At 39.9% G+C, this 17,891-nt stretch carries 15 protein-coding genes, 1 other RNA gene, 1 pseudogene and 1 riboswitch; of the genes and pseudogenes, 1 reads left to right on the top strand and 16 read right to left on the bottom strand.

Features of this window, described 5'->3' with window-relative positions:
• Window positions 1-81 precede the first annotated feature (81 nt).
• From FBF75_RS14120 to FBF75_RS14095, 6 genes and pseudogenes are all read right to left on the bottom strand, one after another.
• Entirely contained in the window at window positions 82-345 is a 264-nt protein-coding gene (locus FBF75_RS14120) for a YpbS family protein (protein ID WP_008346351.1), read from the bottom strand.
• Window positions 346-386: 41 nt separating this feature from the next.
• Complete coding sequence (gene dynA, locus FBF75_RS14115) at window positions 387-3,980, bottom strand: dynamin GTPase (RefSeq protein WP_136944855.1); 3,594 nt, start codon at window positions 3,978-3,980, stop codon at window positions 387-389.
• A 132-nt stretch (window positions 3,981-4,112) separates the two neighbouring features.
• Window positions 4,113-4,199 carry a Fur-regulated basic protein FbpC gene (locus tag FBF75_RS14110; protein WP_223251174.1) on the bottom strand — a complete coding sequence of 29 codons (87 nt, stop codon included), beginning with the start codon at window positions 4,197-4,199 and terminating at the stop codon, window positions 4,113-4,115.
• Window positions 4,200-4,284: 85 nt separating this feature from the next.
• Complete coding sequence (locus tag FBF75_RS14105; protein ID WP_017367476.1) at window positions 4,285-4,794, bottom strand: isoprenylcysteine carboxyl methyltransferase family protein; 510 nt, start codon at window positions 4,792-4,794, stop codon at window positions 4,285-4,287.
• Window positions 4,794-5,891 carry a type III polyketide synthase gene (locus tag FBF75_RS14100; RefSeq protein WP_017367477.1) on the bottom strand — a complete coding sequence of 366 codons (1,098 nt, stop codon included), beginning with the start codon at window positions 5,889-5,891 and terminating at the stop codon, window positions 4,794-4,796. The genes FBF75_RS14105 and FBF75_RS14100 overlap by 1 nt, the downstream gene beginning before the upstream one ends.
• 318 nt (window positions 5,892-6,209) lie before the next feature.
• Window positions 6,210-6,705, bottom strand: a pseudogene (locus FBF75_RS14095) (GrpB family protein).
• A gap of 812 nt (window positions 6,706-7,517) precedes the next feature.
• On the opposite strand from FBF75_RS14095, the gene FBF75_RS14090 reads away from it, so the two are divergent.
• Entirely contained in the window at window positions 7,518-8,372 is an 855-nt protein-coding gene (locus FBF75_RS14090) for a polysaccharide deacetylase family protein (protein ID WP_135227113.1), read from the top strand.
• A gap of 183 nt (window positions 8,373-8,555) precedes the next feature.
• On the opposite strand, the gene pbuX is transcribed toward FBF75_RS14090, so the two are convergent.
• The 10 genes from pbuX to cotD all read right to left on the bottom strand — a co-directional run bounded on the left by pbuX (window position 8,556) and on the right by cotD (window position 17,878).
• The gene (gene pbuX, locus FBF75_RS14080; protein WP_007500846.1) at window positions 8,556-9,875 is read right to left on the bottom strand and encodes a xanthine permease PbuX; all 1,320 of its coding nucleotides are present in this window, start codon (window positions 9,873-9,875) and stop codon (window positions 8,556-8,558) included.
• Window positions 9,872-10,456 carry a xanthine phosphoribosyltransferase gene (xpt, locus tag FBF75_RS14075; RefSeq protein WP_008346333.1) on the bottom strand — a complete coding sequence of 195 codons (585 nt, stop codon included), beginning with the start codon at window positions 10,454-10,456 and terminating at the stop codon, window positions 9,872-9,874. Before xpt ends, pbuX begins: the two co-directional genes overlap by 4 nt.
• Before the next feature lie 118 nt (window positions 10,457-10,574).
• Window positions 10,575-10,674, bottom strand: a riboswitch (purine riboswitch).
• Between the two features lie 340 nt (window positions 10,675-11,014).
• Window positions 11,015-12,520 carry a carboxypeptidase M32 gene (locus FBF75_RS14070; protein WP_048001898.1) on the bottom strand — a complete coding sequence of 502 codons (1,506 nt, stop codon included), beginning with the start codon at window positions 12,518-12,520 and terminating at the stop codon, window positions 11,015-11,017.
• Window positions 12,521-12,647: 127 nt separating this feature from the next.
• Window positions 12,648-14,585: an ATP-dependent DNA helicase gene (locus tag FBF75_RS14065; protein ID WP_048001897.1), complete on the bottom strand. Its 1,938-nt coding sequence runs from the start codon at window positions 14,583-14,585 to the stop codon at window positions 12,648-12,650.
• A gap of 75 nt (window positions 14,586-14,660) precedes the next feature.
• On the bottom strand, window positions 14,661-14,858 hold the full coding sequence (locus tag FBF75_RS14060; RefSeq protein WP_017359721.1) for a hypothetical protein: 198 nt from the start codon (window positions 14,856-14,858) through the stop codon (window positions 14,661-14,663).
• A 105-nt stretch (window positions 14,859-14,963) separates the two neighbouring features.
• Window positions 14,964-16,118: a THUMP domain-containing class I SAM-dependent RNA methyltransferase gene (locus FBF75_RS14055; protein ID WP_017359722.1), complete on the bottom strand. Its 1,155-nt coding sequence runs from the start codon at window positions 16,116-16,118 to the stop codon at window positions 14,964-14,966.
• A gap of 108 nt (window positions 16,119-16,226) precedes the next feature.
• An RNA gene (gene rnpB, locus FBF75_RS14050) (RNase P RNA component class B) lies at window positions 16,227-16,608 on the bottom strand.
• A gap of 60 nt (window positions 16,609-16,668) precedes the next feature.
• The gene (gene gpsB / locus FBF75_RS14045) at window positions 16,669-16,974 is read right to left on the bottom strand and encodes a cell division regulator GpsB (RefSeq protein WP_008344631.1); all 306 of its coding nucleotides are present in this window, start codon (window positions 16,972-16,974) and stop codon (window positions 16,669-16,671) included.
• A 75-nt stretch (window positions 16,975-17,049) separates the two neighbouring features.
• Window positions 17,050-17,592 carry an SLOG family protein gene (locus FBF75_RS14040; RefSeq protein WP_285850555.1) on the bottom strand — a complete coding sequence of 181 codons (543 nt, stop codon included), beginning with the start codon at window positions 17,590-17,592 and terminating at the stop codon, window positions 17,050-17,052.
• A 49-nt stretch (window positions 17,593-17,641) separates the two neighbouring features.
• Entirely contained in the window at window positions 17,642-17,878 is a 237-nt protein-coding gene (cotD, locus tag FBF75_RS14035; RefSeq protein ID WP_072368252.1) for a spore coat protein CotD, read from the bottom strand.
• Window positions 17,879-17,891: the final 13 nt, after the last annotated feature.

Here is a 17,891-nt window from a genome sequence, read left to right as displayed (position 1 = left end):
CTTTACGTTTTGCTTTTTTGCCATGATCATTCCCCTTTCTGGTTCATTTGTTAAGATGACCAAAAATGAGAAAGTTACTCTTTACTTCTGTTTACGCTGGGTGTATTCCTCCACCATCTCAATCGTGACATGTTTACGAAGGGGAACAATTCCGCCTCGGGCAAGCTCATTCATTTTAGACGTAATGGCGTTGATCTCATCTGTTGAAAATGGTTCATTGTGTTCACATTTTTTCACAGCCGATTCAATCGCCTGCTCTCTTTTTTGTTCAAGTGCAAGAAAAGATTGGATGTGGGCATGTTGTTTCTGTGAATGTGCAGAAATTTCTTCGTGTACGCTCGTCATCGTCTATCAACTGCTTTCTTTTTTATATAGTCTATCATGAATCATATCGTTTTCAACTGGTTCTTCCATTCATTTGTTTGTTCATAAACTTGTTCAATGATCGCCTGTTTTTCAGCATCTGTTGTAAGGCTCGTCATAAATGTCTGTTTTTGCTCATTGAGCTGTTGGAGAGCATCTTGTTCGTACCTTTCCGTATAGGTCTTCACTAGCTTTTCATATCTGCTCAGCAACTCTTCTTTTTCGTTATCTGCCCAACGTGTTGTCATTTGATGTAGAACATCTCGAATGGCTTCAATAAACGTAGCCTTTTCATTTTGCTCAAAAAAGGCTTTCGCTGATTTTTGTTTCTTTAAAAGCGGCTCAAATGGTGCAATCTCTGCTTCGACTTCAATTTGTTTTAGCTCAGCATTTTTCTCCTCAGGGGCTGACAGGCTGAGAGAAAAGTAAGGATCTTCCGCACATGCAGCCTGCATCCCTTTTTCCCACTCCTCCTGGAAATAATGGTGGATAAACGATTCCATTCGGATATCAAGCGCCTTGAGCTCCTGCACAAATTCAAATTCATACTCCTTTAACGCTTTCTCAAGTGCCTTTTTTAACTGCTGACCAAAATTCCCTTGAGATATGCCAGGATAAAAGGCAGACTTTAACAGATCATTCGCAAATAATGAAAGCCGCTGTACAATATGATAGAGCTGTTCATGCACGTCTTTTTTTACGCTTTCAGTCACAAGCTTAGACAGTTTCACATCTTGCATTTTTTCGAGAATGGCTTCATAGGATGTCTTGATGTTTTTCTTTTCAGCTTCTTTCTCATCTTCTGATTGATGCAAGGTCGCACGTAGTCTATCGACCGTTGTACATAATGTATTAGCTTCAAAATGCAAAAGTTCAATGGCATCTTTCGTTAATTCTTCCTCAATAAAATAGTCGAGCTGTTTTCTCAGTGTTGCATATTGATTATAAGATGTCGGCTCTTTCCCTTCGATCTCTTCCTTACTAGACACATGATGCAGGTTTGGATTGCGGATGCCTTCTTTTGTGAGCTCGCTTCGTACATAGTCAAATACGGTTTCAAGCTCTGCTTGATCCTTAGCCAAATCAGCTGCATTGATGATAAAGAACATTTTATCCATGCTAAAGGAATCTTTTACGAGTCCAAGCTTCCGTAAAAATGAGCGATCAGCTTTTGAGAAAGAGTGCTGATAATACGTTAAATAAAGAAGGGCGTCTGCATCTTTCATATACTGGAAGGCGATCTCTGTATGACGCTTATTCATACTGCTTGCACCTGGTGTATCGACAATCGTCAGCCCTTTATCTGTCAGAGGTGTGCTTAAATACACCGTCACTTCCTTCACCACACAAGAAACAGATTCTTTCGCTACATAAGGCTTTAATTCTTGAATTGTGACATGTAAATTGGTTTGGTTGTCAATGTCATCATGAAACTTGGCATAGGCTTGTAGGAAATGTTCTACAATGATTCGGTGATCCTGTTCGAGCTGCCGTTTTTTCAGTACTCTTTCCAGCTTTGCCTTAAACGAATCTCCTTTTTCTGTTGCGATCGAAAATCCAAGAATCTGATCGAGTTCCTCTAGAATGTCCTGCTTGGTTTTAAACACCACTTTGACACTTTCATGAGGATGATCTTCCGTAGGTCGTGTCAGTTTGTTAATTGTCGCAGTTGTTGGCGTAGGTGATGATGGTAACACCTTCCGTCCAACAAGCGCATTGGCAAAAGAAGATTTTCCAGAACTAAAAGCGCCAAATAAAGCGAGTGTAAATTCTTTTGCCTGCAGCCGTTCTGTTCGTTTTTCAAAGGAATCTCTTTGAGACTTTAGAATATCTAAAGGCGATAAAATGCGGGAAAGCTCTTTAAATTGTGCAATTGATTGTGCTGTTGTTAAATGCTGTGATTGGCGGTATTGATCGCGCTCTATCCGTTCAGTTGCTTGATCGCTCTCTTCAACATGAATTGATGCGCGATTCTTCTCCAGCTGGTCGTGCTGCATCCATTGCTTTTTCGCATAAAACCAGTCGCCTGGGATATGATCATCCGTTCCGTTTTGCCAAATATCCCATAAATGCTGAATATCTAGTCTTATTTTTTCATTTTTTTCGTTGTACCCCTCAAGCCTCTGAAGCTCTTGTTTCGCTTGTTTCCATTTTTCCTCTTGCTTCTCTTGTTCATTCTTGAGCTGGTCTTTCAAGGTCTCAATCATCTGTTCAATCAATTGAAGCGCTTGCTGTTTTGCCTGTCTTTTCAATGCTTCACCAGCATCTTTCGCATATTGAAGAACATATTCGTTAGAAAAAGTTGCCCCTTGGTGAATGACCTTTTCAAGCAAGGATTCTTCAACAGGTGTGTCAAATGCCATGGCTTTGTCTAATAACGCTTCCCCAAGCTGATGCTGTTTTATTTCTTTTTTAAGGAGCTCGGCAATGTGCCAGTCAACTTCCGCTTTCATTCTCTTTTTTACATCTGCTAAGAAATCACTTGCCCGCTTTTCCTTTTCCTGCTCGGTTTTATTTTTGGCAAAAAGTAAACCCACTTTAAAGCCAGGTGCTTTCGATTCGATATAGTCACTTGCAAGCTCTCGCATCTTAAATGGCGTGAGGTTTGCATTTTTTAAGATGTTCTCTACTTCAGAAGACACTTTATCTTCTACCTGCTTTGCACCATTTTCAATAAATCGGCGTTTCTCTTCTAGTTCTTTCACTTCATTCCTTTTTTCTCGAAGCTGATTATCAAGGTCCTCTTCATGCAGTTCTTCTTTTAACGAGTCTATATGTTCTTTTAAAACATGTTCGATTTTCTGCTCTGTATAGGCTCGAAGTGATGCTTTAGGCATGGTTTGTAATTCTTGTAGCTTCTTCACTAAACGGATCATTTCGTTTTTTGGGTGTGCCTCATCCGTCACAGAAGTAAAATATAGATGTTCTTCTTCAATGCCTTCTTTTAAAAGCATCTCAACGACTTGTTTTTTGTAGTTTTCAAAAGTTGTCTCTTGTTCATCATGCCGATCCACTTGATTGACGATGAAATAAAGATTAGGCACTTTCTCTTTAATCGAGCGAATGAAGCGAATGTTTTCTTCAGAATGGACATGGTTATAATGAACGACATAAAAAAGAGCATCCGCTTGATGAAGAATCGAAGCAGCGGATAAAAAGTGCGCATGATCCGTTGAATCAATTCCCGGCGTATCAATGAGTGCCACTTTTTCTTCAAGTCCACTATAATCACCGCTAATTTCCACCATCTCAATTTGTTCCCCATCTTTACAAAAACGCTGCACCGCTTCTTTATCATAAGAACCGCTCATTTTTGCAAAGCGTCCATCAGACGTATGGAGCTGAACTTCACTGACCCCTTTCCTGACAACAACCAAGTTTGCACTCGTTGGAATTGGGCTTGTGGGCAGGATGTGATCATGAAGAAGATGATTCACTAGTGATGACTTACCAGCAGAATAGTGGCCGGTAAATGCGATATACACTTCTTCTTCAGCTTCCTTTTTCATAATAGATGCAAGTTTGGCTGCACGCTCGTGATCATCCCTTTTCAGAAGACTTTGATATAAAGCACCTGTAATTTGAACGAGCGAATCTCGAATAGACAAGTCTTTCATGACGATAAACCCCTTTGTTTTTAGAAAAGTCAGTTATGTATGTGTACCATTTTACACAAAATAAAGAGATTTTTCTTCTGATCTGAGGAAATAAAAAAAATCTGCTGCCCGATCAGTCACAATGGACTGCAATCAGGAAGCAGATTTTTTTGAAACACCTTTTAATACGAAGCCAATCAATAAGCTGTATACACAGACCGTACCGAGTAAGAAAATCATTGTCATGTGATCACCGTCCATCCTTCATGATTGAGAATGTTTATCATTAATGAAAGTGTAGCACAATTGATAATGATTTTCAATATTAATTTAGTAAATATTGATTCAGCGCTTTTTCTTCTGTTTGTATTCTGACCATCATCATCCATCCATTTAAACAAGTAAACAAAATGGCAGTAATAAATGCGTTAAATAGCAGCGGAATGAACATCAGTTCAATCGCCACCACCACATAGTTAGGATGTTTTAACCAGCGATACGGCCCCTTTTTCACAATCATCGCATTGGGAACGACTAAGATTTTTGTATTCCAATACGTCCCAAGTGAACATAGTGCCCAGTACCGAATCACCTGGGTAGCAAGCAGGAACACAAGCAGCAATAGGAAAAAACGAGACGGTTGACGATGCAGCAGCCATGTCTCTCCAATAAGCGAGAGGAAAAATGCTGCATGCATAGCGACCATATAAGGATAATGGCTTGCACCAAATTCGATCGCTCCGATCGCCTTCACCTTCTTTTCATTTCTTTTCGCCACAAGCATTTCAATGAGGCGCTGACAAATGAAAATGCCAATCACTATCCAGAAAATCATCACGAGAGCCCCTCCCATTTCATGAGCAATAATTCTGACGAAAAGCCTGGACCAAGTGCTCCGCAAAGCCCCACCTGTCCTGCATCTAGTGACTGATGTTCAAGAAAATGCTTTATCACATATAAAACGGTGGCAGAGGACATGTTTCCATGCTGTTTCAGAACCTCTTTTGAAGAAAATAGCTGATGATCTTGTAAAGATAGGCTTTCAAGATAGGCATCAATCACTTTTTTTCCTCCAGGGTGAGCAAGAAAAACGGATACATCCTCTGTTGAAAACCCTAGCTGATGTAAAAATTGATCCACTTGCTCTTTTAACCACCCAGAAATGAGGGACGGAATATCACGTGAGAAGATGACCCGAAATCCGTCGGCGGTAAAATCCCATCCCATCACATCCTCAGAATCTTTCATGGTCACTGACTGCGTACCAAGCACTTTAGGTACTGTTTTTAACCGCGTATACTTAGAGGCAGCCTTTTTTCCAGTTAAAAGAACGGCCGCAGTCCCGTCACCGAACAGTGAGGTTCCAATTAAATTGCTTTTTGATTGATCTTGCGGCTGAAAAGTGAGGCTGCAAAGCTCGCAGGCAACAACTAGCACTTTCGCTTCTGGATACGCCCTGATGTATTCATAAGCTCGGGATAAGCCTGCCGCCCCGCCCCCGCAGCCTAACCCCCAAATCGGCACTCGTTTCGTATAAGGAGAAAATGGAAGAACATTCATCAGCTTTGCATCAAGACTTGGCGTTGATAACCCTGTACTGGAGATGAAAAACAAAGCATCAATCTCATCAAAAGGAACTGGCTTTGTAAGGAACGCTGTTTCATGCAGACAGTGAAAAACGGCTTCTTTCGCATGTGCCAATGCTTTTTCGATATAGAGGTTGTTTTTCTCTTCAAAAGAATGATGTTCTTGATACCAATCAATAGGCTGTACAAACTGCCTGCTCTCTATTTCGCCATTATTAAAAGCTTTTAATAGCCGATCAATATCTTTAAACGATCGTTTAAATTGAGACCTTGCAAATTGAGCAGCTGCTTGCTGATCCACATGATGTTTTGGCAGACTTGTTCCAACTGAAAGAATGTATGCCATCGGCTTCACCTCTTTTTTCGGTTAATATCCCCAATCAAAAAAAGGATATACATGCCAAAACGACACAATTCAGTCAAAATATTTTCCTCCGTCTAACTTTTTGTCTTGACGACAATTGATAAATATTGGATAATATAGATGAAAACATGATGTAGTTTTCCTCCTTCACAGGTTCGTTCCAAGCCAAGCGAACCTGCTTTTTTTATGCAATTTATGTTCAAAAATAATGGTGATTTAATGAAAAAAAAAGAACTCCGTTAATTGGGAGTTCCTCTGTGAATGACCTCTCTTATGAACATCTAAAGAGCAAACCCTCACCTAAATCTTTTCGAGGATTGACTTAATAAAAGCAGTTTTTTCATGTGCGTATTTGTGTTTGTCATTTCCATGTAATCTTGATAATTTAAGTTTAAGCTGTTGGTACTCACTTCTAGCTTGCTCATTATTTCTCAAGTAATCTCTGAAATTTAACTGTTCAAGTAAATACTTATTATGTCTTTGGTACATATGGATTTGATGTGTTCGTGGTTCTCCTTTATTAAAGTAGTGTCTTTCAGGTAATACGTCTGTTCCTTTATATGAGTAACCGAGTGCTTCCAACGCTATTACACATTTTTCACCATCAAAAAAATGTTCTATTTCAATTGCAAGGCTTAGCGCTTAAACCTTTTACTGCTGTACTTCCAATATGGTGTACATTGATTGTGTATGGACCAATATCAGCTATTATCTGGCGCTTTTCTTTTTCATATTCGTTTTTCCACTCCATAGACCAAGGCACTAAAAAAACTTCCCCTCTTGGTAATCCTAACATTTACTTATCCCACCTTTTATTAACACCCATTTGGAGAATGTTAATAAACCAACTTTATCATAAGTCCCATATGGAGAGAGCAGACAGATTTCAACAATCATCCTATTCGTTTAGATCTATTTCTTGGTTGATGTCATTCAATACGATTCTTAACCATTCACTCTCATCTTATTTTATATCTAAAGAACAAAAATGATTATTAATAGAGTTAGTTAACATAGCTTTATGCAAAAAAACACCTCTCAAATGAAAAGTGCAGACCGTAGACAAACCCCACCTTTACTTCAAGTAAAAGTGCTGTATGAAAGGAATAAGCAAATGACTTTTCACGTTCACCTTTTACATAGTAGTCAATCACTGATTCAGTTGTACTGACTTTGCTTTCTTTTGTTTCTTCTTTATTTTGTAGGGTAAGAGTTTTTCTCTATGTATTTCGCGATTAGCGATTGATAGCCTCTATCTCCAATATCCACATGAGCATCCTTTTTTCAATGAAATCGTCATTTTACAACACTTTCATACGGAATCTCCTTTCACTTCGCATTAATGGTTAAATCTGTTGCTATCTTAGCGTATAAATATCAACGTTTCGATCATTATTCAGAATTATTTCATTTAAACATGAATGGATCACCTTTTTTTCTGATCAACACAAATAAATAACCATAAAATGCAAATTTATTTGATGATTATATATGAAAAGGTTTTTTTTCCTGTATACTTAATCAATATGAACACCATGAAAAACAGTGAAAAAAGACAGAATCTACTACATGATTCGGCACAAAATTTAATTGACTGGAGTGATTGTCATGAAAAAGGTGTCCAAAAAACAAACACCCTACAACACGATATTTCTCTCGAAGATAATTGGTTTAGTGCTTCTTACACTGTTTCTCTTTTTTATCTGGGATATGTCTAAACCCCATTTGCAGGCGACAAATGGGCAAGCAACAATTGTTACTAGCAGTGACTTCCGAGACACAAGTATCAGTCTGAAAGCAAAAGATCATTCTACAAGAACATTGGATCAACAATTTAAGACCAATCCAAACCAACAGACAACGAATAAAACGGTCTTTTTAACATTTGATGATGGCCCTTCTGCTACATCAAATCAGCTGTTAAATGTCTTAAAAGCACATCAAGTGAAGGCGACATTCTTCATGCTTGGACCGCAAATCCAAGCTCACCAAGCAGCTGTGAAAAGACTTTATCAAGAAGGACATCAATTAGGGCTTCATGGCATGACGCATGATATAAACCGCTTTTATCAAAACAGTGAGTCTCCCGCAAATGAAATGAGAGAAGCTCAGCACATTCTTGCTTCTGTTACAGGCGTTTACACCCGTCTTGTGAGAACACCTTATGGCAGTGTTCCAAATTTAACATATGATCAAAAAGTACGCTTAAACCAATATGGCTTTATTTACTGGGATTGGACGATTGATAGCCTTGACTGGAGATATAAAAACTCACAATATGTTCAAGAGGTATTGAATCAACTGCAAATGTTTGAGAAAAATAAACCATGGGAACCAAAAGTTATTTTAATGCATGATCAACCCTCTACCACGAACTATTTAGATAGCCTGATTACACAACTAAAAGCAAGTGGCTATACATTTGCAGTCATTAACGAAACAATGCCGCCGGTACAACATTAATAGCGCTAATCACAATAAACCCGTATCCAAAAGATGCGGGCTTTCAGCGTGTAGACAAACCCTTACACGCCCCTTCCTAGAGCTTCAAATGTTTTTTATCAAGCTGAAAAGAAGACAAAGGGCTAAAATAAAGATCATTTTAGCCCTTTGTCAACAATCTGAACACCTCTCCAAGAGAAGTGATTACATAACAGATTGCTTAGGTTCTTCCATTAGCTCCTGCTCTGTTTCTTTTTTAAAAGGAATCATGTGATAAATAATATGAAGCAAAATAGCGGTAAAGCTTCCGGCGACAATTCCGTTACTTGTTAACAATTTAATCGATTCTGGCAAATGCTCAAACATTTGCGGTACAACCGTTACTCCTAGCCCGATGCCAACTGAGCATGCGACAATGAGCAAGTTTTCTTGTTTTGCAAAATCGACGCGTGAGAGCATTTTAATCCCGTACGCAATGACCATCCCAAACATGGCGACCATTGCACCGCCTAGAACGGACTTTGGAATAATCGTTGTAAATGCAGCGATTTTAGGAAAAAGGCCAAATACCATTAATAATACCCCTGTCACCACAATGACCTGATTTTTCTTCACACCTGTTAACTGGATCAATCCAACGTTTTGGGAGTAGGCTGTGTATGGAAAAGCGTTGAAGATACCGCCTAATAAGACGGCAATTCCCTCTGCACGATATCCCTTTGCTAAATCCTTCTCTTTTAATGAACGATTCGTTAAATCTCCGAGCGCAAAGTATACACCCGTTGATTCGACTAATGACACAATGGCAACTAATGTCATTGTCATGATTGGTGCAAATTCAAAAGTAGGCAACCCAAAGTAAAAAGGCTCAATGATGCGGAAAACTTGTGCATTCGCCACTTCTGCTGTCTCCACCTTCCCTAAGAAAGCAGCAACTGCTGTTCCGAGTAGAATGCCGATTAAGATGGCAATGGCTTTCATGAATCCCTTTGTAAATCGATAGAGAAGGACAATGATAAACAATACAAGAAAAGCAAGTCCAAGATTCTCAAAAGAACCATAGTCTGCACTTCCTTCACCACCTGCCATATTGTTCATGGCGACCGGAATTAAGGTAATTCCAATGATCGTGACGACGGAACCTGTGACAACGGGCGGGAAGAATTTCACAAGCTTCCCAAAGAAAAATGAAAGAGCAATGACAATACACCCTGCGGCGATAATACTCCCATATATAGACGAAATTCCATATTTAGAGCCAATCGCAATCATAGGAGATACCGCAGTAAATGTACAGCCTAGTACAACAGGCAAACCGATGCCAAAAAAGCGGTTTTTCCATACTTGAAGCAGTGTGGCGGCACCGCACATGAAAATATCCGCCGAAATTAAGTACGTCAGCTGGGCTGGCGTGAGCCCAAGCGCATCTCCAACAATGAGCGGGACAAGAACCGCACCTGCATACATCGCCAGTACATGCTGTATCCCTAGCGAAAGGGTTTTGGCTTTTTTAGCGGCACTCATGATTGTACCTCGCGTACAAACGTGACTTTTCCTTCCTCGAGCGATTCGATACGTGCGAGTGACTCGACTCTATAGCCCATTTGCACAAGTTCTTTTCTTCCAGGCTGGAATGATTTCTCGATAACAATTCCAAAACCAGCTACTTTTGCTTTCGCTTGCTTTGCGATTGCAGCTAGTCCCTTAGCGGCTTCTCCATTTGCTAAAAAGTCATCGATAATTAACACACAATCATCCTCACTAAGGTGAGTGTTAGAGACAGCGATCGTACTTTCTACTTTTTTGGTAAAAGAATACACACTTGCTGTCAAAAGGTTATCCGTTAAAGTCAGTGATTGCCGCTTTCGGGCAAAAACAACTGGCACATGAAGGGCAAGTCCAGCCATGACAGCAGGTGCAATACCAGAAGATTCGATCGTGATAATTTTAGTAATCCCATCATGCTTAAATAATCTAGCAAACTCTTGACCGATCTCATGCATCAACACAGGATCAATTTGATGATTTAAAAAAGCATCTACCTTTAGCACTTGATTTGACAGAACGATTCCTTCGTTCTCGATCTTTTGACGTAACAATTCCATCATTCTTCCTCCCAGCATATTAGCAACTTTCATTTTTTTGCATAAAAAAAGCATTGCTGTCCATTAAGGAGCAAGCAATGCGAAAACGATCCACAGGATCTTCAGCTCATACAAAAGCTGTTTCATTTTGCTCACTCATAGTCGGACGGTATCGGTGTCCGGTAGAAACTTGCGTGCCTTCATCACGCGATTATATGAGTGTTTCATAGTGTTCAAATTATAACAAGATTTCAGACGCTTGGAAAGCACTTTTCTAGAAAAATACCGAACTTAAATAATCATTAAGCTTTAAACGTTCGTTTTTAGAATATTCAACCAGCAAAAAAGCACCCTTCTGATTAAAGGGTGCCTCAGATTGTTGACAAAGGGCTAAAATGAACTTTATTTTAGCCCTTTGTCTTCTTTTCAGCGTGATAGAAAACCTTTGCAGTCTAGGAAGGGCGAGCACCGGAGCAGAGCGAATTTAACATTCGTGAGCACCAGCACGCAGGACTGACAACGAATGCGAGGGTTTGTCTACACGCTGAAGCACCCTTCTGATCAAAGGGTGCCTTTCATTTATGATAAATATAGTTTCGTGTACTTATCTGTTAAATAATCAATTAAGTATTGAACATTTAATTCTTCACCAGTTGCGTCTTGAATGATTTCAGATGGCTTTTTCCGTTTTCCATGCTGATGGACATGTTCAGTTAGCCATTCTTTTATCGGTGCAAAAGACCCATTTTGAATCAGTTCATCAAAATTCGGTAAATCTTTGATCATTTGCTGCTTTAATTGCGCCGCATACATATAACCAAGTGCATATGAAGGGAAATAACCAAAACTACCATCAGACCAGTGAACATCCTGCAAAATACCAAGCGCATCGTTAGGCGGCGTAATGCCAAGATATGCTTTATATTTTTCATTCCATAACGCTGGCAGATCTTCAACGGCTACTTCTTCATTGAAAATGGCTTTTTCAATTTCATAGCGAATAATAATGTGAAGTGGATACGTGAGTTCATCTGCTTCAATTCGAATGTAAGTCGGCTTCGATTCGTTCACCGCATGCACAAATTCTTCTAAAGTGACATCTTTAAATTGTTCAGGAGATGCCTCTTGTAGCTTTTGATAATACGTTTTCCAGAAATCTTCATGTCTGCCGATAAAGTTCTCAAAGAAAAGAGACTGTGATTCATGAATACCCATTGATGTGCCGTCACATAAGAGCGTTCCGCTCAGTGCCTCATCAATATTTTGTTCATAAATGGCATGGCCGCATTCATGAATGGTGCCAAAGATCGCCATGCGAAAATCGTGCTCATCATAACGCGTTGTCACACGTACATCCCCTCTGCTTAATGTCACAGCAAATGGATGAACCGTTGTATCAAGTCGTCCTGCGTCAAAGTCATACCCTAACTCTTTTAAGAAAAAGAGACTCAGCTCTTTTTGTTTGTCGATCGGGAAGCTTTTCGATAAAAATGATGTATCTGGTTTATTTGGCGAAGCTTCAATTTTTTTCACGAGAGGAACGATGGCGTCTCGAAGTGCGCCAAATTTTTGATCGAGTTGTTCAACCGTCATATCCGGCTCATAATTATTGAGCAGCACATCATATGGCGTTTTTTTCACGCCCCAGTATTGAATGAAACGCTTGTTAAAATCAATCAGCTGTTTTAAATAGGGCGCAAAGAGTGAAAAATCTGATTTCTCCCTTGCTTCTACCCAAACATGTTCTGCTTTTGATTGTAGAATGGAGTATTCTTTAAATTCTTCTTTTGGAATTTTACTGTTTTCATCATATTCTTTTTGCGATAATTCGAGTGCCTTCTGTGTGTCTTTTGACAGCTCTTTTTTTTCTTTATTTAAAGCAACAAGAAGATCTTTCATTTCATCAGAAGTCTTCATATTAAAGATATCGCTGGATAATTGACCGATGGTTTCTGCTCTGAAATCAGCGCTTTTTTTAGGCGCTTGTGTTCGAGAGTCCCAATAAAGTAAATGAAGCGCCTCTGTATAATGGGCGATTTTTCCTAGTAATTGATAAAACGCTTTCTCTTTTGATTCAAGACTCATGCGTTCGTTCCCCCAATCAATAAAATATGTATGTACGTTTCAAGGCTACTTCAATAAATGTTCTTTTGTCAATGAAAAAGGAGGATACGCTGCACGTATCCTCCTTTTGTTGAATCATTTTCTATTATTAAGAGATCACTGGCCTCACTGGAAGAACGGATTCAATTTTACTTTGTAGCTCAATATCTTTCTGACTGCCAAAGTAAATATGAATGCTGCCAGCATCTTGGCTTGTCCGAATCAGTCTCCCAATGCCCTGCCTTAGACGAAGCAGCATGTACGGAAGGTCCACTTCAGTAAATGCATCTTTCGCTTCATTCCGTTTTGCTTCAAATACTGGGTCATGCGGTGGATATGGAAGTCCCCAAATGACCACATTTGTTAGAGACTGTCCTGGAATATCCAGCCCTTCCCACAGGTGAACGGAACATAACACAGATGTTTCATCTGCTTGGAACTTTTGAACAATGGTACTGATCTCCTCGTCTCCTTCAAAATACACATGGAAAGGCAGTGGTTCATTTGATGCATCGAGCTGCTTTCTAAATACATGCAGTTCATCAAATGAAGGGAATAAAATAAGAGATCGACCGCCATTTTCTTTTACCTGAGCCAGCACGTGCTGACCTTTTACATCTGACTCTGTCATTGGCTGCTGAATTCCGTGGAAATACATTTGCATTTGCTCCTCATAATCATACGGCGAAGCCACACTCATGGATAAATAATCTTTGATCCCAAGGCTTTCAGCTAAATAATCAAATGATTGATTTTCAGACAACGTAGCAGATGAGAAAATATAAGGGATTTTTTGTGAAAATACCTTTTCACCAAGCACCTCTGCTACCGTTTTTGGCATGACGACAAAGGTTGTATCTAATTCCTGCTTCTCCAGCCAGCTAATGGCATTTTTCTGATAAAGCGACAGAGAATACGCCATCTGTTCAATGTACTCTTCCACAACAGACAATTCATATTGATCAATTGTGTACATCTCTGATTCAAATACGAGCGCTTCTCCAATCTTCTCAAGCAAATCACATAATTCACTTGCTGAACGCTTCACCTCATCTACACGACCAATTTCAAGACGGTGTGATCCTTTGATTTCTTTGGCATTCGTTTTTAAGAGGTAAAAGAACTGATCGTTTGTTGCAAGTGCATCTTCAACAAGTTCTGCAAACTCTTCACGAATATCATTTTGCAAAAGACGCTCCAAAAACGTCTCAAGTGTTGATTGCTTCACTCGGTATGTTAGCGCTTTTTGTGCTGCAAACTCAAGAAGATGTCCTTCATCAAATACAACAGAGCTATGCTCAGGAAGGAGCGGCAGCTGTCCTTCACGTTTACGTGACTCCTTTGTCCATACATGCTCCATGTAAAAGTCATGAGAACAAATGATGAGGTCTGTGGCTTTTCGGTAATGGTCTCTTGATAAATTCAAGCCACAGCGGTGCCGCATGTCGCACGTTAAGCAGTCCTGAAAAGAGTCATAACCAATTCTTGACCACTCATCATTTGTTAATTCTGGATACTCTTTTCGATCACCATACGGATAAAATGTCTGCATCCCATGAGATTCATGAACAAATGAAGGAAGCGATTCATAAATGTCGAGCCACTTCTCATCATCTTCACGTTGCATCGTTTTCTCTAGTTTCTTTAAGCACAAATATTGATCATGCGATTTACTTAATCTCGCATCTATTTGAATATCAAGGTGATTGGCAATTTTATAGATATCACCTTCTTGTTTGACCAGCTGTTCAATTAACGTTTCGTCTGCACATGCAATGATCGCAGGTTTCCCTGTATATCTTGCATATGTGACCGCAAATAAAAGGTAAACGATTGTTTTGCCTGTGCCTACCCCAGCTTCGGCAAACATCACACTTTTTTCTTTAAAGGCTCTTTCTAACTGAAAAGCCATGAATATTTGTTCATCTCGAAGATCAAAGCCCTTTTCTGGCAAGATGTCATAAAACACATCACCAATCCAGTTGCCCAGTTCTTCGTAAAAATTATGTTCTTTTGTTAATGAAAAAGGCAAACGAGATGCTGTCACCTGCTCCAACCCCCAACTTTTGAATCATTCAGACATTCAATAGTAACATTTATGCTGGGGTATGACAATCTTTTTTTAAGAGCGCAGGCGATGCTGGTAGCTTTCCTTCATTAAAAATGCGTGCTCTGAATGGTCTATGTAGTTTTGAGCCATTGCTAAGTTCTCGATGGCTGCCGTAAGTTTAGCAGATTGTCCTGTTTCAATCCCCTCTATTTCTCGGGCTGTTGAAGCGAGTGCTTTTTGAATTAACTGAAATTGATCATAATGAATCATGAAGACACCTCTTTTTTTAAAATCAAGTTCAGTTTATTCCGTCCCGAGAAGACTTATACCTTTTTAGCATAAAAAATCCACACCTTCTCGTGGTGTGGACATTTGTTACGATTCAGTTGTTTCTCTTCTAGGTCGGCGTTTTCCCCAGTATTGATAATAGTCTGTTTTAATAAATCCATTAAACAGTTTTCTCTTTTTCGTCGCTTTTCTTCCGAAACACTCTTCGAATTTTTCATGTGACGTTAAAATGTAAATGGACCACGTATCTAGATTTTTCAATGCTTCGCCCATGCCTTGATACATTTTTTCCACAGCTGGCTTATCGCTGAGACGTTCACCGTAAGGCGGATTTCCGACAATCACACCATACTCTTCTTTTGTTTGAAAGTCCTTCACTTGCATTTGCTTAAATTGAATCAGTTCACTAAGTCCAGCTTCTTCTGCGTTCAGTTTCGCAATCTCTACCATACGATGATCGATATCGCTCGCGATAATGTGAAGCGGCTGATCATAATTCGCCTTTTCTTCTACTTCAAGGCGTGCTTTGTTCCAAACGTCCTCACCGATCCATTCCCATGATTCAGATGCGAACTCACGGTTAAATCCAGGGGCAATGTTTTGTCCAATCATCGCTGCTTCAATAGCAATTGTTCCTGATCCGCAAAAAGGATCGACAAACGGACGGTCAGGTGTCCAGTTCGTTAATAAGACAAGCGCCGCTGCAAGGGTTTCTTTAATCGGCGCGCCCCCTTGATCTGCACGGTATCCGCGTTTATGAAGACCCACACCAGACGTATCAAGCGTCAGCAATACTTTATCTTTTAAAAGCGCTACCTCGATTTTGTATTCAGGGCCTGTCTCTTCTAGCCATTCAGACTGTATGTTGTAAGACGATCTAAGTTTTTGCGCGATAGCCTTTTTGACGATGCGCTGACAATCCGGCACACTGGCAAGCTGAGATTTAACAGATTTACCAATGACAGGGAATGTGCTATTTTTCGGTAAAAAAGCAGCCCAGTCAATGGCTTTTGTCTGCTCAAAAAGCTCGTCAAATGTTCTAGCCGAAAATTCAGCAACTTGGACCTTGATTCGGTCTGCTGTACGCAGCCATAGATTCGCACGGCAGATGGCAAGCGCATCTCCTTGAAAAATAACTTTTCCGTTATCTACAGTGCACTCATACCCGAGGTCTCTTACTTCTTTTGCAACAATCGCTTCAATTCCCATTGGCGCTGTTGCGATGAGTGTATAGGTTTTCATTTGTTTATCACCTGTTTTCTCGTTCTTTTCTTAATCAAGATAAAAGCTCTCCATATGTAGAAATAGGAGAGCTTTGATTTCATCATGTTTATGATAACGGATATAACGTTCTGTAAGCCATGTTTTGTTCCATCGTACTACAAACGGCAAAAGCCTCGTACTCAGGTGGTAATCATCTATCTACAGAATTCTCTGTCCTTCTCTCCGTTTGGTTCCTTTGAGAAAGTTCCCCTACCAAGTTTGGGTTTCTCGCTCGAGGGGTTTACCGCGTTCCACTCTCACCATTTCTAGTAAGACTTCGTCACTGTGGCACTTTCAAGGATACTTTGCCATATCCTAAAAGGACGTAGGCATTTTTCCTGCCGTCAGCCTTTCCCAGGCTGCCCTGGCTTATTTTTTCGCCAGGCACGAACACTACGGGCATCTCAGCACCGTGCGAGCATGGACTTTCCTCTGCAATGTCAAAGCATTACAGCGATTACCCGAACGTTAATCAACATGCGTTATTATAAACGACAATGTCATCTGACACAAGCTTTTTTGGTATTACTCAATCATAAAGTTTGCTGCCGAAAACGTGTTTCTCAAGATTAGATAGTCTTTTTAAAATATCAAAGTTTGTTGTATTGGACTGTGCAGGCTGTCTTTTCCCTTGCTCAACCGCTTCTTCAAGCTGTTTTGACAAGTGAAGGTTTTCTTGTTGCAGTTTTTCAATTTCTTGATGGAATGTCTCATAGTCTTTAATGACCATATCTAGAAATTTATCGACTTCTTCTTGTTTATACCCTCGGACACCTGTTTTAAATTCTTTTTCTAAAATTTCTTTCGCAGAAAGCTTTACTTTATCAGCAAGCATCTTTTTCACCTCATATCGTGAATTCATAGTATATTTTTTCAGAAATACGTGACGTTGTCAAATTTTCTCTTGCTTTTAGTCAAAAAACGGATCTTCCGCCTCAACCTGTGCTCTTAAATCATCCATTGTGATATACATAATTGGGTAGTCGGTATAGGTTTCAGCTTCTTTGATCATATATTTTGGCGAGCCTTCATGCTCGGGATCATATAAGACGAGAAGACCGTCCGTTTTTTCAATAAAAAAGCGGTTCTTTTGTTTAAATTGTGCCGGACTTTCATACGGTCTATGCGTGACACTTTCTACAAAATCAGCTTGTGCAAGAACGCCTTCATACAGCTCTTTATTTTGTTCATTCCAGCGCTCTTCCTGTTCATAAAATGGTGTAATGACAGCAAGTTTTAAATCTGGGTACTCCTCTTGAAGCTCAAAGACCACTTCAGCTGTCCATATTTCTGCCCCTAACTGACCTGAAATGAGCACCCATTCCAGCCCGTCTTCAATGAGTGCCGCCAGCCTTTTCCGAAGTTCCGCTTTTATGTATTGAAGTGCAGGCTCGTCTTGTTTGAAGATCCCAAGCTCAAATGGCTTGTACCCTGTGACAGCGATAATTTTCATTTTTTCACCTGCTTTTAAAAAAAGGGACTTATAAAAGTCCCATTTCACTTTATCTGTTACAGCAAGGTCCACCGCAGTTAAAGTGTTGATGTGTTGCCGGGTCCACCTGAGAAAACGTATGCGGGAAGTAGTGAACATGTTGGAAATTTTGGTGATGAACATTTGTTACATGCTGCGGGTGGATGTGCGGCACAATTGTAGTTGACTCACTGTGCGTACAGCAGTGATTCGTTGGATGTACAATTGGCTGTGTAACATTTGGATTGCAATGATGATGATGGTACATGTAGCATTCCCCT

The sequence above is a fragment of the Bacillus sp. S2(2019) genome, assembly GCF_005144805.1.
Lineage (GTDB): Bacteria > Bacillota > Bacilli > Bacillales > Bacillaceae > Bacillus > Bacillus altitudinis.
This window is presented reverse-complemented; position numbering and strand designations above follow the sequence as displayed.